The following is a 21,451-nucleotide window of genomic DNA, read 5'->3' as shown; positions in this document are numbered from 1 at the left end:
TGGAGCATATGAGTAGAAAAAAGTAAAAACCTCTTATGGACATAAGAGGTTTTTACTTTTTTTCATTATTCAGCGTCTGTATTTTGATACGCCATCTTAAACAACTTCACTTGGCTATCAATTTCTTCTGTACTACCATTAATAACATAATAGTAATCACCATCTTTATTTTGTTCACGTGTTTTCACATTATCAGCTAATATAAGCTGTAAAATCGCCTTAATTCGTGCCTTCATTTCAATATCTAATATCGGGAAAGATATTTCCACTCGCTTCTCCATATTTCGCGTCATCAAATCAGCTGAAGATAAATATATTTTCTCCTCCCCATTATGATGGAAATAATAAATACGGCTATGTTCTAAATATCTTCCAACAACACTAACTACACGAATATTTTCACTTACATTTGGAATACCAGGTCGTAGGCAACATGTTCCTCGAACAATGAGCTCTACCTTTACTCCAGCTTGTGATGCTTCGTACATTTTTTTTATTAACGGTTTATCTGTTAATGAATTCATCTTAGCGATAATATATCCATTTCCATATTGCCTATGATAACGGATTTCTTCATCTATTAAATCCATAAATTGCTCTCTTATATCAAATGGAGCAACCGATAAATGATGAAAATGTGGCTTTGTTGTATAACCACTTAAATAATTAAAGAAATTGGTTGCATCGACCCCAAAATCTTTTCTTGATGTAATATATCCAAAATCAGTATATAACTTCGCTGTTGCATCATTATAGTTCCCAGTTCCGAGATGTACGAACCTTTCGATTTTTCCGTTTTTTCTCCTTACAACTAGCGTAATTTTACTATGTGTTTTCAAGTGACTGACACCGTAAATAACATGACAGCCTGCCTGTTCCAATTCTTTAGCCCAGTGAACATTGTTTTCTTCATCAAACCTTGCCTTTAATTCAACTAATACCGTCACTTGTTTTCCCTTTTCAGCCGCTATCTTTAACGCCTGAATAATCGGTGAATCACCACTTACACGATATAACGTTTGTTTAATCGCAAGTACATTCGGATCGTCTGCCGCATCACGGACAAAATCAACTACCGGCTGAAATGATTCAAAAGGATGATGTAATAAAATATCATGCTCAATTGCTTTTTCAAATACATCTTCTTCATCACCTAAATCTTGAGGCGGTTGCGGAATAAGAGCTGGATATACAAGATGTTCATATAAAGGAGCTAGTTTTTTATATAAAGAAAACAAACATGTTAAATCTAATGGGCCATCCATTATATATACATCTTCATCTTTTACTTCCAGAACCTCATATAATAATGCTAATACTCTTTCATCAATGTGTTCTTTCCCAACTTCTAAACGTACAGCAGCCCCCCACTTACGCTTTTTTAATTCTTTTTCAATTACCTTTAATAAATCTCTCGCACCTTCTTCATGAATCGTTAAATCTGCATTGCGTGTAATACGGAAACGAGTAACAGATGATACTGTATATCCCGTAAATAATTTATGAGTAAAGCTACTAATTACGTCTTCTAATAAAATAAATTTATGCTTTTGCCCTTCACTCGGTAAAATTATGAAGCGCTCAAGTAATGAAGGAACTTGCACAATCCCTAACTTCGTCCTGTTTTCTTCTTCTGCTTGCTTCTCATCATATAAAAGAGTAGCCAAATTCAAACTTTTGTTTAATAACATTGGAAATGGGCGATATGCATCAATAGCTACAGGAGTTAACACCGGAAAAATTTGCTCGTCAAAATACTCTTCTATAAATTCTCGCTGCTCTTTCGTCAAATCATTGAATGTTAAACGTTCAATTCCCTCTAACTCAAGCGCTGGTAATACATAATTTTTAAATGTATCATATTGTACTGTCATTAGTGCATGGGCTTTTATCGCAATTTTATTTAATTGCTTTTTCGGTGTTAAGCCAGCTTTATTTTCTGGTTGATTAAATCCAGCACTCACTTGATCCTTTAATCCCGCTACACGTACCATAAAAAATTCATCTAAATTCGAACTAAAAATACTAATAAATTTCAATCTTTCCAAAAGTGGATTATTTGCATCTTGCGCTTCTTGTAAGACACGTTCATTAAATGCTAACCAACTTAACTCTCGATTATTGTAATAAGCTGTATCATTTAAATTTACTGCATTCCCCTTCAATAATTCCATTCTCTTCACACTTCCCCTTGAAACTTTTTTACTATAATTTAGTTAATTTCATTTTATCAAATTACAATATTACAAAGTGTAAATTTTTCGTAAAGACATCCGTACAACCCTAATGTTTTAGTTCAAATAATAAATTAATATTCGTTTTTAATACTCTTTCTAACTGTTTTTTTTGTTTTTCAGCTTGTACTTTTTCTGCTAATGCCGATTGTTCACATAAAACTTTAAACGTTAATCCCTCTTCGCTTTCTGTTATAGATATGGTATCAATAAGCGATCGTTGCCTTACATTTAAAGTAGCTGAAAATTGTAAAACAGCTCCTAACAGGCGGATTTTTTTTTGTTCGCTTTTATCAAACCAACCTTCAAATGGAGATAAATGTTGTTTAAATAACATTTTTGATTTATACGATGCAATAAGCGCTAGCCTTACTCGATCTTTATGCATCATGCCATCAATTGTCTTATTCGCTAATAAATAAAACGTATGTAAACGGCTTGCTTCTTCGTCTATATATTTGCCTATATTAAATACTTTCGCAGCTTGATGGAACACTTCCCAGTCTTTTACTGACATAGAAATAAGCCCTATTTCCTCAAGTTGTTTGCAAATTAGTCTTCCATGTTTAATAAGTTGAATAACAAATTCCATGTCCATTTCGTATTCATGTGATAGTAAATGCAAACTTTCTTCAACTACGTTCGGATAATATGAAATCCCCAAATCTTTTGTCAACTCTTCATAGAAAACACCTTCTCTTAACCCTTTTCTACTTAATACAAATGCCGGTGCCTCTATAACATGAACAAGTGTATGAAATACTTCAACCGCTGGAATAATCGTATCTGCTCGATCTTTTGCTAATCCTTCCAATTTCTGAAGTTCTATGAACGACAATTTTTCCAATTCCTCTTTTACACTTTCAACATCTTCTTCTTTCATCTTGTATAAATGTAATCCTGCTATAGGATAACATATTAAATTTTGATGGATTTTTACTAAGTTCCTAGCACTACCACCAATTGCAATAAGAGGCAATTTCTTATTGATTAACCATGGTAACGTTCGAAATTGAAACTCTAAATACTGTTGCATTCCCTCTAACTCATCTTTAGTAGGAATATCACCTTTAATAAATTGTTGCTTTAAAGAAAGTGCCCCAAAAGGAAAACTATGGTACTCTAAAATCTCTCTATTTCTAAAGTATGTAACTTCCGTACTTCCCCCACCAATATCTACCGTTATTCCTTCTGAAAACGATGTAGAATTCATAACCGCCAGGTATCCGTAACGCGCTTCCTCATACTCTGATAATACTCTAAGAGTAAAGTCCGTTTGTCCTTCAACAAGCTTTTTAATTTCCTCTTGATTCTCCGACTGTCTCATTGTTGCTGTTGCAACACAAAGTACATGATGCAACTGATGGAATCTTGTACTTTCTTGAAATTGAAATAATGTCTGTAATAATACTTCTATTCCCTCTTCATTCAATACACCATCAATTAAGTAATTCCTTAACCTAGCAACAACTTTCGTATTTTCAATCTCTTTATAAAAACCTCCATTTTGCTTTTCATAAATAACTAAACGCATTGTATTAGATCCAATATCTATAATGGCATACTGTTGTTTTAATATTTCTTTCAAACTTCTCACTCTTTCATTATCAAATTTCAAAAACATATTCTATGACTATTATACAAAATAGTTGTTTTTTGTAACAATATTGCTTTAATATTGAAAATATATACAATCACTTTTTGCGTATAATAAATACCTATTTTATTTATGGTATAATAATGAAAAATTGAAAGGAGATTCAATATGAAACCTTCACAACCACAATCTCAATTCCAAAACCAACATTCTATTAATCGACTAGCTCAATCTATTTTCGTTGTGAATCGTCATGCTAAAGCAGCTACTAATCCTAAATATTTATACTGGTTAAAAAAGACAGCTTTAGAACGTTTGATTGCTGAAAAAAAAGCAATTAAAGAAGGATTGCATTTTTCTAGAAACCCACGTTTTAGCCAACAACAATCTGATGTCCTTATACGTTTAGGCGATTATTTTTTCCACATCCCTCCTACGAAAGAAGATTTTCGAATTCTACCGCATCTTGGTCATCTTGAATCCTCCTATCGAAATCCGAAAACAACCTTATCTTTAACAGTAGCAAAAAAAACACTTCAAGATTATATTGGTCCTGAAGCATTAAAACAAGAAAAAAAATTAAGTGAGCCTGTTCCATGGTATAGTCGTACTTATACAAAAAAATAAAACAGTTTGGCCAAGTGTAGGCCAAACTGTTTTATTTTTTCTCTTCTTTAATTTTAATATTTGCTTGTTTATAAAAAGCTACTTTTTCTGTATTATAAGACTTTGTAAATTCATTAAATTTATCTTTTTCTGACTCAATATCCTTATAAGATTGATTTACTACTTTTACTTTTTCACTAATATCTTTTAATTTAGTACCTTTATCTTGTAACATTGTATATAACTCTTTTTCTTGTTTTAAAGATTTGTTATAGCTGTCATACATTTTATTAAATGAATCGTGGCGTTTCTCATACGTGCTTTTCACTTTATCAGCTTGATCTTTCAATTTCTTATCTTCAATTTTCTTCACATACTTATCAGCTGACTTCACTTCTTCTTGCGCTTTATTTAAAACTTCTTTTTCTTTTGTAAGCACTTTTTCTCGTTCAGTTGTATTTTTCACTGCTTGATTCAGTTTTTCTTTAACAGTTTGATTATTATCTTTTCCTTCTTGAACAATCTGGTTATATAATTCTTGTCCTTCTTTCTCTAAAGTCTCAAGTTTTTTTGCATCTTCAAACATTGTTTTTTCTTGTTTAGCAGCGTTTTCAAACGCTACATATAATTCTTCTTCTGGTTTCGGACCGAAACAACCGGCTAATAAAATCATTGATAATGTAGTTACAATTGCTAATTTACTATATTTCAACATCTCTTCCTCCTACTTATAAACGACCATCGTGTAATATAAAAAAGTTATAAAATATGTAATTGTTCTATACACTCGCATCTTTTTTACGAAGATCATTAATATTGTTTGTACAAATTATTACTTGATATTACATTATTCTTTTTGAATTATTTAGCAATTCCATATCCATTTTTAAGTATACTACTTCGTGTTTTTTAAGGCCTGTTCACACTATGTATTACTTTAATATCCACGGAATTTCACCTCAGTCTTAATAAGACTATAATAGTTCACCTGATAAAAGGTGATCGCTCCGCTCTCACGTCTATCATTCCCTTTCCAGCTTTCTATCAATTAATCTCTTTGTTCATTTTACACAGTACAATCGATATCTCGCAACAACTTACAAATATTCTTTTCATTTCCTAAAAAGGAAAAGTGTAGAGCTTGCTTTCCTCTACACTTTTAAAATAAAACACACTGTGCAAATTGCATTGGCACTACCATCATAATTATATGCTTATTTCATATATTTTTAAAGACTTTTATTACAAACATGGCGTTTTTTTGTAATAAAAGTCAAAAAAATGTTACAAATAAAACATCTTCCTATCATATATCTTCAAATCAAAGCTTCACTCATTTTCTTGCAAATTTCTATACTGGTACAATTGATTTTGCGACTTTCTCAACAGTTCTTCAAACGTTTTTCCTTCTACTGGATAGCTAGCTGCTCCAAATAAAAGAGTGACACTGAGTAAATCACCTTCTATTTCACTTTCAATATTTTTCATTAATCGTTTTGTTATTGTTGATGTTTCATGACCATTATCAATTGCTACAATAACGTACTTATTTTCATCCCACTTTGTAACAACATCGCCCTTCCGAATTGTCTTTACAATGGTACTCTCTAATTTTTGTACTAACACTCCCAACTTTTTTTCTTGCAACGTGTCTTTTAACCCTTCCCATTCTTTTACAGAAAGAATGTACACTGTAATATTACGAGAATCTCTTTCAGATAAAGCAGCTACTTTCCCAAAAAAATCAACAACAAAATCATTGCTTGCCATTCCTCCTACTTCCATACCCATACGCTCGTTTGTTCTTTTATCGTACCAATGTCCAAAATAATAACTTAGTATCATTTGCAATATATAAATAATAAAGACGGTATAAAATGATCGTGAATCCAGTTTTGCAATTACATCCTGAAGTGCAATCCATTCTGTAACTGCCACAGTATTGCCAAGCAATAATCCACTAATTTTTCCTTTATGTTTCATACTTTTCCCCCTTTTATACCAATATATGTTTCTATATCAATAATGTTTTTCTACAAAATAAAAAATGTACATATGCAATGTACATTTCTGCTTAAGCTTGTATACCTTTTCTACTCTATTTCATATATATAATATATAACTTTTATAGAAAGGAGTAATCTATATGCTACAAAAAGAGAATCTATCAGATGCTATGCGTTTGCTAGCTGGTTTTCTATTATCATTAAAATTATTATTTACCTCTTTCGGGATACACTTTATTACAAACGATCAAATCGACGCTATTGTTAATGTTGTTTCATTTTTATTTATTCTATACTTTGGCTACAAAAATAACTATGTAGGAAAAAAAGGAATGGAGCAAAAGAAAATACTCAAAAAACACAACCTTCACTAAAAAAGGAACCTTTTGTACAGGTTCCTTTTTATCATTGACGCACAACAACTTCATTTGTTTGCAGTGGGCCATATGATATCTCTTTATCTTGAAATGTATATGTAGCCTGAAAGAATGTTTGTTTAAGAGCTTTATCTTTATTAGCTTTTATTTTACAACGTAGTTCCACCTTCTCATTCGGTAACAAATCATCAATTCGCCATCTAACAAGCTGGAATAAAAACTCACTTATCCCCTTATCAACTTTTAAAGAATTAGGAATATAAGCAAAGTAATCTCGAATCATATGACTTACAACAACTCTCGAAATCATTTCTACCCCTTTATTTTCCACTTCAATTCTCATAATAAGTATGTCGTTTACATCGTAGGTCAATTCATACGAAAATTGTTCTGTATACATACTACCAATTTGTAATGTAACGGCTACTTGAGGAAATTCGTTTTCCTTTTTCGATCCGTCAATCCACAATACTGGTTGTAGCGGTATTGAATACTTTCCTGTATCCGAAATTCGTCCCCATATTTTCATAATATATATTCACCTCATTTCAGATGTAACATACACACAATGAATTCCCCAAATTCCTAAAGCTTGCTACAAGCAATGTTTAATATTTCTCTTCCTTTTATCCTATTCGACAATATGAAGAAAAAACCATTTTTCATCTATTAACAGAAGGTGTTCTTTATGAAATTTTTTTACAATTTACTTCATTCCCTTCATAGCAATATTCGTATGGCTCACTCGTTCTCTACTCATACGAAAGAATATTTTGACGGAAGAAAAAATTTGCCTTATAGTCAAATTTGACTATAATATTCTTTATGGCATATAAGTGCACTTATGGAAAAGAAATTAACATCAACTATACATTTAAATTTTTTATCCACTGCACTCAAAATTTAATATAGTTTACTTATTTCTAAAGGAGGGTTATATTTGGAAACTCAACCATTAAAAAAAGAAGCCAACAAGACAAAATTTGTTGTTGCTGGTTTACTGCTTGGTATATTAATGGCCGCAATGGATAATACAATCGTTGCAACCGCAATGGCAACAATCGTTGGAGACCTGGGAGGATTTGATAAGTTTGTTTGGGTCACATCAGCTTATATGGTAGCAACAATGGCAGGGATGCCTATCTTCGGGAAACTTTCTGATATGTACGGGCGGAAACGTTTTTATATTGGTGGCCTCATTCTTTTCTTATTCGGTTCTGCGCTCTGCGGAACAGCTTCAAGCATTGAGCAATTAAGTATTTATAGAGCTATTCAAGGGATCGGTGGTGGTGCCCTTATGCCTATCGCCTTCACAATTATGTACGATATCTTCCCACCAGAAAAACGCGGGAAGATGACAGGACTATTCGGTGCCGTTTTCGGGACATCTAGTGTATTCGGTCCTTTATTAGGTGCTTATATTACAGACTATATAAGTTGGCATTGGGTCTTCTATATCAATATTCCATTAGGACTTATCTCCTTTTTCTTCATTACTAAATACTACAGTGAGTCTCTAGAATTTAGAAAACAAAAAATTGATTGGGCTGGTGCTATTACACTTGTCATAAGTATCGTTTGCTTAATGTTCGCATTAGAACTTGGTGGTAAGGAATATGCCTGGAATTCTACTGTAATTATTGGCTTATTTACAACAGTAGTTATTACGCTTATTATTTTCTTCTTTGTAGAACGAAAAGCAACCGAGCCTATTATTTCATTCCATCTATTTAAAAAACCTTTATTCGCAGCTAGTCAAGGAGTTGCCTTTTTCTATGGTGCCGCTTTCATTATCTGTACAGTTTATATTCCAATCTTCATTCAAGGCGTCCTTGGAGGTTCCGCCTCTAATGCTGGATTAATTTTAACACCAATGATGGTTGGTTCTGTAATTGGAAGTCAAACGGGAGGACAATTAGCTTCTCGAACAAGCTATCGTAACATTATGATGGTATCTGGTGTCTTCTTCGTTCTTGGTATTTATTTATTAAGTACTTTAACAATAGACACACCTCGTTTACTCGTAACACTATTTATGATTCTCGCTGGGCTTGGTGTTGGTTTCTCATTCTCAGTATTAAGTATGTCTTCTATTCACAAGTTGGAAATGCGGGACCGTGGTTCGGCGACATCAACAAACTCATTCTTCCGATCACTCGGTATGACTCTTGGTGTAACGATTTTTGGTACAATTCAAAATCATATTTTTACAGATAAACTAAACTCTGTATTCCCCCCTGAACTAGCAAAATTAGCTCCAAAAGGCGGAGACACAAGTTTCTTATTATCACCAGGCGCTACCGCAAAAATTCCTGCTGAAATATTAGCGGGTATTAAGGAAGCTCTCGCTACATCTATTGCGAACACATTCTTCTGGGCACTCATCCCGGCTGTACTAAGTATTATTTGTATTTTACTTATGGGAAATGAACGCCTCTTTACAGGCCCTAAAAAGAAAGAAAAACAAAAGCAAGTTAGTTAATATAAAAAAGAAACGGCATATCCCTTTATGAAAAAGGATATGCCGTTTATAATATGTATAAAGTGAAACTTTAATCAGTGGGGGGATGTTCATCCCCCACTGATTATTAGCCCACACCAATTGGGCTTTTACGGGCAGTTAATCCCACCTAACTTCTTTGCTTCCGCTGAATTTTTGGGTGGGGATCTTACTGGATAAAGTTTTTATATACAGGAGTTGAGACAGCATGAGCATGAAATTAGTCATTCTCGGCTTGCTACTCGAAGGAGATAAACATCCATATGAAGTGCAGCATATTATGAAAGAACGACAAATGGATTGTTACATTAAATATGCTAAAGGATCACTTTATTACGCCTTCGAGCAATTAGAAAAGCAAGGGGCAATTCATATTACAAGTGTAATTAGAGACACAAATCGACCTGACAAAACGATTTTTCATATAACAGAAGAAGGCAAAAAACTATTCCACACTTTACTATTAAAACAATTCGAAGCCAAAAACCAAATATATAAACCTATTTATTCAGCCTTATCTTTCGCTCACTTTAGCAATGATCACGAATTAGTTCCTATTTTAGAAAAAAAGAAAAACGATACTCTTCAATATTTACATACTATGCAAACGATATATGATTGTAATAAAGGAAAGGTTCCACGTGCACAACTATATATTTTGCAAAGTGTAATTGAGCATATTACAGTTGAATTACAATGGCTAAACACCCTCCTTAAAGATGCTATAGCAGGCCAACTTTCAGAAGTTGCTATAGATGAAGATTGAGCTATGGAAGAAGACATCCCTACTTCTTTCATAGCTCAATTTCTCTTTTCATACTGTAATATTATTCGTTACTCCAGAATATAAAAAGTCAGAATACTAAGAAATAAAAACTTTAGAATTTTCTTATTTTAAAACAGTAGACAAAATTCCAAAAATTATGTTAAAATTTGTTTCAATATCATATCGCTTGTTAAATTCCTTTCAAAAGGAAAATAGGTACACGAAAGTTTCGTTTCGTGTTTAAAAGGGAAGCTTGGTGAAACTCCAACACGGTCCCGCCACTGTAAATGCTGAGATTTCTTTTTGGTGCCACTGTGAAAACGGGAAGGTGAAAGAAATTATATGAAGCATAAGTCAGGAGACCTGCCTGTTTTAACAACACTGATAGATTCACGGATGATGATGAGGTGTTAAAACAAAAAGGAAGGCTTATTTTCTATGTCTTTGTACTTTTTGTTATAGGTATTTCCTAGTAAACGGAAATGCTTACTTTCAATTAGGGAGGAATTTAAAATGGCAATTCAAACAAGTAACTTAGGTTATCCACGTATCGGACTACAACGAGAGTGGAAAAAAACATTGGAAGCTTTTTGGTCCAATAAAATCGATGAAGAACAATTTTTAACAACAATGAAAGAAATTCGCCTTCAACACGTAAAAGTACAGCAAGAAAAAGGGATTGAACTCATTCCAATTGGCGACTTTACATATTATGATCACGTTTTGGATACTGCCTATATGCTAGGATTTATTCCATCACGTTTTTCTGAGTTTACATCTTACCTTGATGTATATTTCGCAATGGCGCGTGGCTCTAAAGATCACGTAGCTTCCGAAATGACAAAATGGTTTAACACAAACTATCACTATATCGTTCCTGAATATGAAGAGGGATTACAAATCTCTTTAAAAGATAATCGTCCACTTCGCTTATACGAAGAGGCAAAACAAGAATTAGGAGTAGATGGAAAGCCTGTTATTTTAGGACCATATACTTTCTTAAAATTAGCTAAAGGTTATACACAAGAACAATTTCCTACCATTTTAAAACAGTTAGTTGCACCTTACGTACAACTGCTTTCAGAACTACATGCAGCTGGTGCACCAGCCATTCAAGTTGATGAACCGATTTTCGCTTCTTTAACTAAAAAAGAAGTTCAACAAGCAAAAGAAATTTATGAAGCTATTCGTAAAGAAGTTCCAAATGCGACTCTTCTTTTACAAACATATTTTGATAGCGTAGAAGAAAACTATGAAGAAATTATTACATTCCCGGTATCCGGTATTGGATTAGATTTCATTCATGGTAAAGAAGGTAATCTAAATGCTATTTCAAAATATGGATTCCCAGCTGATAAAACTTTAGCTGTCGGTTGTATAGATGGCCGTAACATTTGGAGAGCTGACCTTGATGAAGTTCTTGAGTTATTTACAACGTTACAAAAACAAGTCCAAACGAAAGATATCATCGTTCAGCCTTCTTGTAGCTTATTGCATACACCAATCGATAAAACAGAAGAAACTCACTTATCGACTGAGCTGTTTGATGCGTTAGCATTTGCAAATCAAAAATTAGAAGAATTAGTTCTTATTCATTCCGCTCTCACTCAAGGTACAGAAAGCATTAGTAATGAGCTGGAAACATATCGAAACGTACATCATACAATTCGTTCATCTGCTGCACGTAACCGAGAAGATGTCAAAGCAGCACGAACAGCACTAAAAGAAGAAGATTTTTCACGTCCTCTTCCATTTGAAAAACGATACGAATTACAACAAGTTGCTCTAGAGTTACCGCTATTACCAACAACGACTATTGGTAGCTTCCCGCAAACAACTGAAGTTCGTCAAACGCGAAAAGAATGGCGTAACGGTGTTATTTCAAATGAACAATATGAACAATTTATTGAAAAAGAGACAGAAAAATGGATTCGTTACCAAGAAGAAATTGGGCTTGATGTCCTTGTACATGGTGAATTTGAAAGAACTGACATGGTCGAATATTTTGGTGAGCGCCTTGCTGGTTTCTCATTCACTAAAAACGGTTGGGTACAATCATACGGTTCCCGCTGCGTAAAACCACCTGTTATTTATGGTGATGTAGCCTTTATTAACGGCATGACTATTAAGGAAACAGTTTATGCGCAAAGCTTAACAGAGAAAGTTGTAAAAGGAATGTTAACCGGACCTGTTACAATTTTAAATTGGTCCTTCGTTCGAAATGATATTCCAAGAAAAGAAGTTTCGTATCAAATTGCACTAGCTCTTCGTCACGAAATTGAACTACTTGAATCTTCCGGAATTAGAGTAATCCAAGTCGATGAGCCCGCACTTCGTGAAGGAATGCCACTAAAAGAAAAAGATTGGGATGCTTATATTACATGGGCAGTACAATCCTTCCTTTTAGCAACTTCTTCTGTAGCAAATGAAACACAAATTCATACTCATATGTGTTACAGTAACTTCGAAGATATTGTTGACGCGATTCGCGCATTAGATGCAGATGTAATTTCTATCGAAACATCAAGAAGTCACGGAGAATTTATTGATACATTAAAACATACAACATATGAAAAAGGCATCGGCCTAGGTGTATATGATATTCATAGCCCACGTGTACCGAGTAAAGATGAAATGTATAAAATCGTAGAACAATCTTTAGAAGTATGTGATCCTAAATATTTCTGGATTAATCCTGATTGTGGTTTAAAAACGAGAAGAACAGAAGAAGTTATTCCAGCTTTAGAACATATGGTGCAAGCAGCGAAAGATGCTCGTTCCCTTTTAAAAACAAACGCATAACAAAAATGGGTTATCCTTTTCTCAGGATAACCCATTTTTTATTCTTTACTTTCAAAAAAGAATTCATATTGTATTTTATATAATTCATCATCCGTTGGCTCTTCAAGAGGAATTGCTTGTAATACAACTGTATACTCACCATTTGGAATAGGTATTTGAAATTTATTAGAAAGAATACTCGTTATAACGATACTTTCATTTTCAACTGTAAAAGGAACCGTAATCGTTCTAACTACTTCTTCTTTTTCAATATGTTTCCCTGGGGTCACTTTCACTTCACAAGTATAATCAGAAAGTGCTTCAAAAATAACAGTTCCATCTGCCTTAGCATAACCTCTTTCAAAATCTTCATCAGTCCAATCTACATAAGGCTGCTCACCGTCATAGTTCATCAACATTAATTGCGAATAAGAAATCGTTAACTCCATAGTTCCCCTTCTCCTTCATTATGAAATATACAACTACTACTTCACTTCAAATTTTACTCGCGTACCATCTGGGTATTTATCTAACTTATTCCCTACCCAAGAACCTGCTCCGCGGTTATCCGCCGGACTTATATATTCAATATGTGCTCCTTTTCCGCCTTCCTTGTAGGATAAGCACCCAGCGCCTTGATGTGTTTCCACATTAGGTTTCCAAGTACTCTCCTCCGAACCGTACGTACACCTCTCAATGTATACGGCTCTCCACTTGTCAATCTAGTTTTCCATTATGTAAAGCTACATGGCATTCTTTACAGAGCGCAAGAGTTTTTCTTCTTCTTGCAATCATAAAGTATTCCCATTTCTTTTTACCCTTTAAGTCTTTGAGTTTTCGAACATGATGCATCTCCAGTTCAGTTGATTCTTTGCCACAGTACTCACATTTAGTAGCTTTTAGCCTATCAATAAGACTAGTTGTACCTCCAAATTTCAAAGTATTTGGTAAAGAATCCGCATCATGTATAAATATTGGACTTTTCACTCTTCTGAAACCGTCTCTATAGAAGTACATCACCTTTTGACCTTTTTTCGTTTTGTATTTAACACATAATTCCCCATTAATACTATATTCGGAGAATATTTTTGATACAGACTTTTTGTATTTCGCTCCTAATGTTTTCGCGAAGCTAAACTTCATAAAATGATGAAATTTGTGTAGATTCGCAACATTATGCGCTAGTTTGTAATATTTGTACAAACCTCGTATCTCAGAGTTAAATGTGTTGATAATTTCTATGTCGTCAAGGTCTTTCAGATATGTTCTATGGGTAGACTTCCATTTGCCATCTGAAGTAATTTTTAGTGCTCCATATTCCTTTAGCTTCTGTACCCACTTATCTTGCGGGGCGTAAAGTTTACAGATGAAATTTCGAGTTCGTTTAGTAACACCATTTCCATCAGTACCGAGACTTGTGTTTCTCGTAACCGTTATGTCATAACCCAAGAACCTTGCCTTTTTTGCACTGCTTGTAATAAGCGTCTTTTCTTGTGATAAATTAAGCTTGAGCTTATTTTTGAGAAATATAGTAATGTCCTCTTTTAGTGTTAGGCAATCTTCTTTACTTCCGATAATACCTATTAGGAAATCGTCGGCGTACCTCGTGTATCTGAGTCTCTTGAAGTTACTGTCCATAGGATTTGTACATTGTGTGTTCAGTAGTTGATTTCTCAATTCTTTGTACTGTTTTAAGTTTTCATCTTTATCTTTTTGTGGTAGTTCTGCCCAGACTTCTCTCATTCTTTTTCTCATCCTGTACGTTTTAGTTTCTAGGTATCTTGTAGAGTTTGTTTTTTCTCTTTTAATTCCTTTATTGAAACTATTGATGTATTCTTCCATATAAACGTCTAGTTCATTAAGATAAATATTTGATAATAGCGGACTGATAATCCCGCCTTGCGGCGTTCCACTATACGTCTTATGAAATTTCCAATCATCAATAAAGCCTGCTCGGAGGAACTTCCATACTAACCTGATAAATTTCGCATCGTCTATGCGCCTTTTCAAAATGTTAATTAGGACATGGTGGTCAATGTTATCGAAGAAGGCTTCAATGTCCCCCTCTATGAACCACCTTACACCTGTGAAAGTTCCTCTTATTTGTTCCAATGCCGTATGACAACTGTGTTCAGGTCGAAAACCATGAGAGGTCTTTAGGAATGTTCCTTCATAAATCGCTTCTAGAATCATGCGTATAACTTCTTGCATTAACTTATCGTCGAAAGAAGGTATCCCAAGTGGGCGTTTTTTACCATTAGCTTTAGGAATATACACTCTTCGTGATGATTTTGGTTGGTACGTTTCATTTTTGAGTGATTCAATTAACGAGTCAATCCGTTTAAGATTGAACCCATCAATTGTTTTCCCATCCGAACCTTCCGTCATGTTACCTGGCTTTGCATATAGATTTGCATATGCTTTCAGATAAAATTCTGGATTGTATAGGTTTCTATATAGACGGTCAAAGACGTAATTTTCCTCTTTAGATTTGGAAACTAGATTGTTCAATACTACGTCTGGATTTCTTATGAGCCTCTCGCTCCTTCCGGTGTGGTATTAAACAAGACAAGCTATTCCCCTTCGCCATGTAGTAGGCTTTCCCTACCTCAAACTACTACGGGAATTCCGTTACCATGTTGGATTTTCAAGTTCAACAACTATAGCCCATACGGGCGTTCCAATTTAGGTAATCCCCATTTAGACACATATTGACATAGCGTTTTGTAGTGTCGGATGTGACGTTCGCCCTTTAACCCTTATTGGGATTACTCAACCTATGGATTGCATTAATCTCAGCATGTGCAGAACTGAGATTACTTTTAATAAAATCCCCTATGTAGATGGATTTCATCTAAGGCTGTATAACGTTTGTAACTACCTTCCGTTATAATCATGGCTCTGATCGTTCGGACTATCATTCAAGCAGTATAGCTTTCATCCTTATCTACAAAGTTTCATCTTGCCATTCAGTCGTGACGTGGTAGCTCATCAACTTATGGCTTTCCCAACATGCTACACTCCCCGTTCAGTTTCCATTCCGGATAAGTTGGGTGATGACAGGTCTTCGCAATCTAACCTGTTGCTTTGCTATCAGCAAATTCAATATATGCCCTTATGGGCGCACGCACATCGCCATTGGCCATTCATCACGATCATACCCTTTTTTTGATGGATATGGTGCTAACGACAATTTCCTTCTATCTGCAGCACCACCACGATCGATTGTACAAACTTCTGAATGCCCTTCTTTTATAGCATCCGTAATATGTTTTCCTGTCTCTGGATAACGTTCTTTCGGAAATTCTAACACTTGATCATACGTATTCGTTTTCTTTACACTTGTTTCCTCTGGCACAAGTACTTCATAAACTGCTACTAAAATAGACAGAATTGCGATAATTGAAATGATAATACCTTTTAATTGCTTCATGTATACCTCCATGTTTCTACCAGTTTCTTTTCCTCCGTTATTATAACAAACTTCTCCTGTATATGTTTTCAGACATTATTTTAGTTATTCCTTGCCATTCCGCCAAAAATTTTCATTTTTTCACTAATGCTGTAGAAAACTAATAGCCTTCCGACATTCTTTTTCAAAGGAAGTCCTCATAAAAGATTGAAATGATATATACGATACTTTTTGGGGAGGAAATATGATGGAAGCTACCTATAAAACGAAAGATGTCACGAATAAAACAGGCATCCCAAAACATATAGTTCGCAAATATAGTCAACTGTTAGAAGAACATGGTTATATGATTTCCAAAACAGCTGATGCTCGTATTTATAAACTTGATGATTTAAAATTATTGAAATCTATACACGAAAGAGCTGCTACATTACAAGAAGATATTTCAGAAACGATACCGATTATTTTAAAAGAAAAAGAGGCCCCACCTGTACCAGTTATACAAGATAAGCAAGAGATACAAACGAAAGAAAAAGAAGATGGGCGTAACTTTGAGGAGTTCATGTTAAAACTTGAAATGCTAGCTCAATTAAATGAGGCAATTATTCATCAAAATTCTACTTTAATTACACAAAATCGTTTAAAGGATGAGAAACTAGACGAATTGATGCAACAAGTTTATGTAAAAGAAGGCTCTCAAGAAAAAATGCTTCAAGAGTTAGTCGATCACGCCGCTCAAACAGATGCACTGCAAAAAGAAAAGATGGACTTATTAATGAATCATATGTATAAACGAGAATCCAAACAGGAAGAAAAAATGAATAAACTTGTTAGTCAAATTTATAATAAAGACAGTAACCGTGATGCACAGCTTATGCAAGTTATTCGAGAAATTCAAGAAACAAAAAGAATGGTTGCTGCCTCAAAAGAGCAAAGCTTCTTTCAATCATTTAAAAGTTTATTTAGCCGAGCAAAACAAGAAAAAACAAATGAATAAACAATATAAAATAAAAAGTTACCTTTCATCGGTAACTTTTATTCCTTATTTTGTACAGCTGGTAATATAATAATTGCTTCAGTGCCTTTTCCACTTTCACTCTTATATTCCAATGTACCATTATGCGCTTGTAAAATACTAAATGTTACCATAAGTCCTAATCCTGTCCCTTTTTCTTTTAAAGAATAATATGGTTGCCCAAGCCTTGCTAACTGTTCATTCGTCATACCAACACCACTATCTTTAACTCTTATTATGATTGTTTCGTCTTTTTGAATAGCTGTTACTTTTAAATATCCTTTATTTCCTTGAATTGCTTCAATACCATTTTTAACAACATTCATAATAGCTTGCTTCAATTTTGTCTTATCACCAATCGTATAAAGACTTTCTGAAATTTCAACTTGTAAATATACACCTTGCATCGCTGCAAATGACGACATGAGAGTGGTCATTTCTATTAATTGGGCTGATAAACAAATGTGTTCTTTTTTCTCAATTTGCGGCCTTGCTAAATTTAAGTAATCTGAAATAATTTGTTCCGCCCGATCCAATTCAGCTAATACGAGACGCATATAATCCTTATTCTTCACATCTTCCGTACTTTCTAGCAATTGGATAAATCCACGAACAACAGTTAGTGGATTTCGAACTTCATGTGCCACACTTGCTGCTAACTCACTTACAATATTAAGCTTTTCTGATTTTTGCATCTCTGTACGTAGCAATGCATTTTCATTTAAATATTCAGTTAAATACACCTGAAATACCATTGTCATGACCATGATAAGCGAGGCAAATATAAATCCGCTATATATTTGCGAAATATACGGTGTAAATCCTGTTTCCAAAAGAACATTAATCATGCCTAATACTAAAGAAACAAGCACATAAAATGATGAAATCATAAATGCTAAAATTAATTTCTTATCCCTTGAAAAAAGAGACCATTTCTTTGATAAAAATAGCGGAACTATCAATAAAAATATTACTTCTAAAACTGGAAGAAAGCTCATTCCCTTTAGTAACCATTCGTATGCAACAAAAATAACTGCTGGGATTAAACCAACAATCCCACCATATAAAAAACCACTGACAATTGGAATGGGGTGAAAGTTATACCCACACACATTGCCAAAACAAATAGAGTATGTCATGGAGAGAACGAGCGTAACGCTAGATAAAAACATAATAAAGTAACGATTTGGCTTCGGAGGCATTTCTTGATAGCGATTTAAACGAATCGCTTCATATAAAAATAGTGGCAAAATTATGATGGCAATTTGAATCAATAAATCACGGATAAGCTCCATAACCTCTCATCCCCTATATGTATTTTGATATGATTATATCATTTTATAGGTGTATTTGTTTTAAAATTTTGATTTTTCTTAACATATTTGTTAATTCTTTGTTAACAACTCATAATAATTGTTACAGATTTTCGAAATGATTGTAAACCCTGTACCAAATTTCCTTCGTGCAGTATACAATGAATACGGATTACAAAGAAAATATAAAAATACTTTTTTAGACGGACAACTATAGCAAAATACAGCATATAATCCATACTATCTATGTTTACAAATAAGTGATCATTACTTTAGTAGGAGGAAGATAAATATGGCGGGTACTACGCTTGTTTTAAAAGAAGAAAATTTGGTTGTTCTAGAAAATGTTGAAAAATCAGTATATGAAGAGTTACAGCATAAAGCGGGAGATGAAAACTGCACATGTGCTGTGAACCAATCAGTCGTTCACCTTGGCAAGGTATCCTCTGTACTCTGGAATGAAGATGAAATAGATTGGGAATACGGATATTAAAAAGTCGCTTATAGCGGCTTTTTTTCTCTTTTCTCTCTCTTTCTAAATAACATATACAAAGCGTAATCATAGAAAATATGATAAAATGAACTTAATTTTCAAACGGAAGAAAGGGAGATACAATGGAACAATTCATTAACCCTAGAGTGAAGGACATCCAAATTTCTGGAATCCGTCAATTCTCTAACATGATTCAAAACTATGATAATTTGATTTCTTTAACAATTGGACAACCCGATTTCCCTACACCTTCTCTCGTAAAAGAAGCGGCAAAACGGGCGATTACAGAAAACTATACAAGCTATACACATAACGCTGGTTTACTAGAATTACGTAAGGCAGCTTGTAACTTTGTAAAAGATAACTACGATTTACATTACTCACCTGAAAACGAAACCATCGTTACAATCGGTGCTAGCGAAGCAATTGATGTTGCATTCCGAACGATTTTAGAGCCAGGAACAGAAGTAATTTTACCTGCTCCTATTTATCCAGGTTACGAACCCATTATTCGATTATGCGGTGCAACGCCTGTTTTTGTAGATGTTCGTGAAACTGGATTTCGTTTAATAGCTGAAGCGCTTAAAAATGCTATTACAGAAAAAACAAGATGTATCGTACTACCGTATCCTTCTAATCCAACTGGTGTAACTTTATCAACAGAAGAGCTAAAAGATATTGTAGATGTTTTAAAAGATAAAAATATTTTCGTCCTTTCAGATGAAATTTATAGCGAGCTTGTATATGAACAAAAGCATACATCTATCGCTCATTTCCCAGAAATGCGTGAAAAGACAATTGTCATTAACGGTTTATCTAAATCACATTCTATGACTGGCTGGCGTGTTGGACTTTTATTTGCACCAAGCTATTTAGCAGGACACATATTAAAAGTTCATCAATACAATGTAACGTGTGCTACTTCAATCGCTCAATACGCTGCAATTGAAGCATTAACAGCAGCTAAAGACGCACCAAAAATGATGCGCCACCAATATAAAAAACGCCGTGATTACGTATATAATAGACTCACTCAAATGGGATTAACAGTTGAAAAGCCAACAGGTGCATTTTACTTATTCCCATATGTTGGTCATTTGACATCTTCATCATTTGATTTTGCACTTGATCTTGTCAAAGAAGCGGGACTAGCTGTAGTTCCTGGAACAGCATTCTCTGAATACGGTGAAGGCTACCTTCGCTTGTCCTATGCGTATAGTATCGAAACTTTAAAAGAAGGCTGCGACCGATTAGAAGCCTTTCTAATGAAAAAAGCTAAGAGTTAAACTCTTAGCTTTTTTATGCATAATGATCACAAGTTTGACGTTTTAGTAATTTATGAGGAATAATGATACACTTTGCAGTGGATTCTGCATTCTCTACTTTATCAACTAAAGCTTTTGCCGCCTCATATCCTAGCTGATAAATATTCACATCAACTGTCGAAAGTGGAGGGCTCGCAATTTCCGATAATAAAGCATTATTAAAGCTTACAATAGAAACATCTTTCGGTACAACAAATCCTTTTTTAGAAAGAGCACTTAACACACCAAGTCCAATTAAGTCATCCGTTGCCATAATTGCCGTTGGCGGTTGCTGCAGTCCCATTAATTCCTCAACAGCTTGTTGACCACTTTCCCTCGAAAAATCAAAATGTAAAATATATTCTTTTGGTAATACAATGTCTGCTAATTTCAAGGCATCACTCATACCAGCTAAACGATCTCTCGTTACAAGTAAATCTGATCCACCACCAATGAACGCGATTTGTTTATGCCCTAATGAAATTAAATATTCTGCCACTTCTCTTGCAGCTGTATAATTGTCATTATCTACATATGTAATTTCATCTTTTCGATCATATGGTTTTCCTATTAAAACAAACGGGAAATTTTGTTCATGTAAATATTGAATAATCCGATCATTCTCCCTTGAATATAAAAGAATAATGCCACCAATTTGGCGTCCTTGTACCATCTTTACGACACCATTAAAAATTTCTTCTTCCGTTTCACCTGTCGACATGTAAAGCGCATAACCTTCTACGTGTGCAAATGAACTAATCCCTCTTATAACTTCTGGGAAAAATGGATTTTGAAAAGCTTTACTTGCAGAACTTGGCATAACAAGACCAAGTGTTTTCGTCGTTTGGTTCGCAAGATTTCTCGCATTTAAATTGGGATGATACCCTAATTCACTCATCACTTTCCTAACACGGCGCTTTGTCTTTTCACTTATACTTGGATTATCAGCAATTACACGAGAAACTGTTGATGGTGCAACATTCGCTTGCTTCGCCACATCTTTAATTGTAACTGTCATAAAAATCCCCCTCCTCTCATTTCTCTGCC

General features: G+C 34.2%; 17 protein-coding genes, 2 pseudogenes and 1 riboswitch. Of the genes and pseudogenes, 8 read left to right on the top strand and 11 right to left on the bottom strand.

Going from position 1 to position 21,451, the window contains the following annotated elements; translation table 11 throughout:
- Positions 1 to 65: 65 nt before the first annotated feature.
- Together BLT20_RS07355 and ppx are read right to left on the bottom strand one after the other, a co-directional pair.
- Entirely contained in the window at positions 66 to 2,174 is a 2,109-nt protein-coding gene (locus tag BLT20_RS07355) for a polyphosphate kinase (protein ID WP_000421678.1), read from the bottom strand.
- Between the two features lie 109 nt (positions 2,175 to 2,283).
- Positions 2,284 to 3,858 (bottom strand): exopolyphosphatase, encoded by a 1,575-nt coding sequence (ppx, locus tag BLT20_RS07350; protein ID WP_002026256.1) that lies wholly within the window; start codon positions 3,856 to 3,858, stop codon positions 2,284 to 2,286.
- 141 nt (positions 3,859 to 3,999) lie between these two features.
- Here ppx and BLT20_RS07345 point away from each other — a divergent pair, with 141 nt between their 5' ends.
- Complete coding sequence (locus BLT20_RS07345) at positions 4,000 to 4,458, top strand: YkyB family protein (RefSeq protein WP_000804853.1); 459 nt, start codon at positions 4,000 to 4,002, stop codon at positions 4,456 to 4,458.
- Positions 4,459 to 4,489: 31 nt separating this feature from the next.
- On the opposite strand, the gene BLT20_RS07340 is transcribed toward BLT20_RS07345, so the two are convergent.
- The gene (locus BLT20_RS07340; protein WP_000922498.1) at positions 4,490 to 5,152 is read right to left on the bottom strand and encodes a YkyA family protein; all 663 of its coding nucleotides are present in this window, start codon (positions 5,150 to 5,152) and stop codon (positions 4,490 to 4,492) included.
- A gap of 614 nt (positions 5,153 to 5,766) precedes the next feature.
- Complete coding sequence (locus BLT20_RS07335; protein WP_000680820.1) at positions 5,767 to 6,420, bottom strand: diguanylate cyclase domain-containing protein; 654 nt, start codon at positions 6,418 to 6,420, stop codon at positions 5,767 to 5,769.
- 163 nt (positions 6,421 to 6,583) lie between these two features.
- Between BLT20_RS07335 and BLT20_RS07330 the strand changes: the two genes are divergently transcribed.
- A complete protein-coding gene (locus tag BLT20_RS07330; protein ID WP_000939448.1) occupies positions 6,584 to 6,817 on the top strand; it encodes an SPP1 phage holin family protein in 234 nt (77 codons plus the stop codon).
- 31 nt (positions 6,818 to 6,848) lie between these two features.
- Here BLT20_RS07330 and BLT20_RS07325 read toward each other — a convergent pair whose 3' ends face one another.
- Positions 6,849 to 7,349 (bottom strand): hypothetical protein, encoded by a 501-nt coding sequence (locus tag BLT20_RS07325; protein ID WP_000708120.1) that lies wholly within the window; start codon positions 7,347 to 7,349, stop codon positions 6,849 to 6,851.
- A 411-nt stretch (positions 7,350 to 7,760) separates the two neighbouring features.
- Here BLT20_RS07325 and BLT20_RS07320 point away from each other — a divergent pair, with 411 nt between their 5' ends.
- The 3 genes from BLT20_RS07320 (at position 7,761) to metE (ending at position 12,888) form a co-directional block, all read left to right on the top strand.
- Positions 7,761 to 9,302 carry an MDR family MFS transporter gene (locus BLT20_RS07320; RefSeq protein ID WP_000449910.1) on the top strand — a complete coding sequence of 514 codons (1,542 nt, stop codon included), beginning with the start codon at positions 7,761 to 7,763 and terminating at the stop codon, positions 9,300 to 9,302.
- 226 nt (positions 9,303 to 9,528) lie between these two features.
- The gene (locus BLT20_RS07315; protein ID WP_000062066.1) at positions 9,529 to 10,086 is read left to right on the top strand and encodes a PadR family transcriptional regulator; all 558 of its coding nucleotides are present in this window, start codon (positions 9,529 to 9,531) and stop codon (positions 10,084 to 10,086) included.
- Positions 10,087 to 10,283: 197 nt separating this feature from the next.
- A riboswitch (cobalamin riboswitch) is annotated at positions 10,284 to 10,472 on the top strand.
- A gap of 127 nt (positions 10,473 to 10,599) precedes the next feature.
- Positions 10,600 to 12,888 carry a 5-methyltetrahydropteroyltriglutamate--homocysteine S-methyltransferase gene (gene metE, locus BLT20_RS07310; RefSeq protein WP_001007608.1) on the top strand — a complete coding sequence of 763 codons (2,289 nt, stop codon included), beginning with the start codon at positions 10,600 to 10,602 and terminating at the stop codon, positions 12,886 to 12,888.
- Positions 12,889 to 12,926: 38 nt separating this feature from the next.
- Here metE and comJ read toward each other — a convergent pair whose 3' ends face one another.
- From comJ to nucA (BLT20_RS07290), 4 genes and pseudogenes are all read right to left on the bottom strand, one after another.
- Complete coding sequence (comJ, locus tag BLT20_RS07305) at positions 12,927 to 13,316, bottom strand: competence protein ComJ (protein WP_000424030.1); 390 nt, start codon at positions 13,314 to 13,316, stop codon at positions 12,927 to 12,929.
- A gap of 36 nt (positions 13,317 to 13,352) precedes the next feature.
- A pseudogene (gene nucA / locus BLT20_RS07300) lies at positions 13,353 to 13,481 on the bottom strand (DNA-entry nuclease); the annotation flags it as partial.
- Between the two features lie 103 nt (positions 13,482 to 13,584).
- Positions 13,585 to 15,399, bottom strand: a complete 1,815-nt coding sequence (locus BLT20_RS07295; protein WP_061684628.1) for a reverse transcriptase/maturase family protein — start codon at positions 15,397 to 15,399, stop codon at positions 13,585 to 13,587.
- A gap of 595 nt (positions 15,400 to 15,994) precedes the next feature.
- Positions 15,995 to 16,300, bottom strand: a pseudogene (gene nucA, locus BLT20_RS07290) (DNA-entry nuclease); the annotation flags it as partial.
- 226 nt (positions 16,301 to 16,526) lie between these two features.
- Between nucA (BLT20_RS07290) and BLT20_RS07280 the strand changes: the two are divergent.
- Positions 16,527 to 17,276, top strand: coding sequence for a DUF3967 domain-containing protein (locus tag BLT20_RS07280; RefSeq protein WP_000388471.1), 750 nt, complete (start codon positions 16,527 to 16,529; stop codon positions 17,274 to 17,276).
- A gap of 38 nt (positions 17,277 to 17,314) precedes the next feature.
- On the opposite strand, the gene kinB is transcribed toward BLT20_RS07280, so the two are convergent.
- The gene (kinB, locus tag BLT20_RS07275) at positions 17,315 to 18,589 is read right to left on the bottom strand and encodes a sporulation sensor histidine kinase KinB (protein WP_000420370.1); all 1,275 of its coding nucleotides are present in this window, start codon (positions 18,587 to 18,589) and stop codon (positions 17,315 to 17,317) included.
- A gap of 310 nt (positions 18,590 to 18,899) precedes the next feature.
- Here kinB and BLT20_RS07270 point away from each other — a divergent pair, with 310 nt between their 5' ends.
- Positions 18,900 to 19,100, top strand: coding sequence for a hypothetical protein (locus BLT20_RS07270; protein WP_000929278.1), 201 nt, complete (start codon positions 18,900 to 18,902; stop codon positions 19,098 to 19,100).
- A 122-nt stretch (positions 19,101 to 19,222) separates the two neighbouring features.
- Positions 19,223 to 20,386, top strand: a complete 1,164-nt coding sequence (locus tag BLT20_RS07265; protein ID WP_000434581.1) for an aminotransferase A — start codon at positions 19,223 to 19,225, stop codon at positions 20,384 to 20,386.
- A gap of 13 nt (positions 20,387 to 20,399) precedes the next feature.
- On the opposite strand, the gene malR is transcribed toward BLT20_RS07265, so the two are convergent.
- Positions 20,400 to 21,422: a maltose operon transcriptional repressor MalR gene (gene malR / locus BLT20_RS07260; RefSeq protein WP_000219053.1), complete on the bottom strand. Its 1,023-nt coding sequence runs from the start codon at positions 21,420 to 21,422 to the stop codon at positions 20,400 to 20,402.
- Between the last annotated feature and the right edge of the window lie 29 nt (positions 21,423 to 21,451).

The organism is Bacillus sp. cl96, assembly GCF_900100505.1.
Taxonomy (GTDB): domain Bacteria; phylum Bacillota; class Bacilli; order Bacillales; family Bacillaceae_G; genus Bacillus_A; species Bacillus_A cereus.
The sequence above is the reverse complement of the archived record's forward strand: the minus strand, read 5'-3'. Positions and strand labels throughout refer to the sequence as shown.

Bases quoted from the DNA above. Each gene is read 5' to 3' on its own strand.
- BLT20_RS07355 (WP_000421678.1), bottom strand. From the start codon at position 2,174: ATGGAATTATTGAAGGGGAATGCAGTAAATTTAAATGATACAGCTTAT.
- ppx (WP_002026256.1), bottom strand. From the start codon at position 3,858: ATGTTTTTGAAATTTGATAATGAAAGAGTGAGAAGTTTGAAAGAAATA.
- BLT20_RS07345 (WP_000804853.1), top strand. From the start codon at position 4,000: ATGAAACCTTCACAACCACAATCTCAATTCCAAAACCAACATTCTATT.
- BLT20_RS07340 (WP_000922498.1), bottom strand. From the start codon at position 5,152: ATGTTGAAATATAGTAAATTAGCAATTGTAACTACATTATCAATGATT.
- BLT20_RS07335 (WP_000680820.1), bottom strand. From the start codon at position 6,420: ATGAAACATAAAGGAAAAATTAGTGGATTATTGCTTGGCAATACTGTG.
- BLT20_RS07330 (WP_000939448.1), top strand. From the start codon at position 6,584: ATGCTACAAAAAGAGAATCTATCAGATGCTATGCGTTTGCTAGCTGGT.
- BLT20_RS07325 (WP_000708120.1), bottom strand. From the start codon at position 7,349: ATGAAAATATGGGGACGAATTTCGGATACAGGAAAGTATTCAATACCG.
- BLT20_RS07315 (WP_000062066.1), top strand. From the start codon at position 9,529: ATGAGCATGAAATTAGTCATTCTCGGCTTGCTACTCGAAGGAGATAAA.
- metE (WP_001007608.1), top strand. From the start codon at position 10,600: ATGGCAATTCAAACAAGTAACTTAGGTTATCCACGTATCGGACTACAA.
- comJ (WP_000424030.1), bottom strand. From the start codon at position 13,316: ATGGAGTTAACGATTTCTTATTCGCAATTAATGTTGATGAACTATGAC.
- BLT20_RS07280 (WP_000388471.1), top strand. From the start codon at position 16,527: ATGGAAGCTACCTATAAAACGAAAGATGTCACGAATAAAACAGGCATC.
- kinB (WP_000420370.1), bottom strand. From the start codon at position 18,589: ATGGAGCTTATCCGTGATTTATTGATTCAAATTGCCATCATAATTTTG.
- BLT20_RS07270 (WP_000929278.1), top strand. From the start codon at position 18,900: ATGGCGGGTACTACGCTTGTTTTAAAAGAAGAAAATTTGGTTGTTCTA.
- BLT20_RS07265 (WP_000434581.1), top strand. From the start codon at position 19,223: ATGGAACAATTCATTAACCCTAGAGTGAAGGACATCCAAATTTCTGGA.
- malR (WP_000219053.1), bottom strand. From the start codon at position 21,422: ATGACAGTTACAATTAAAGATGTGGCGAAGCAAGCGAATGTTGCACCA.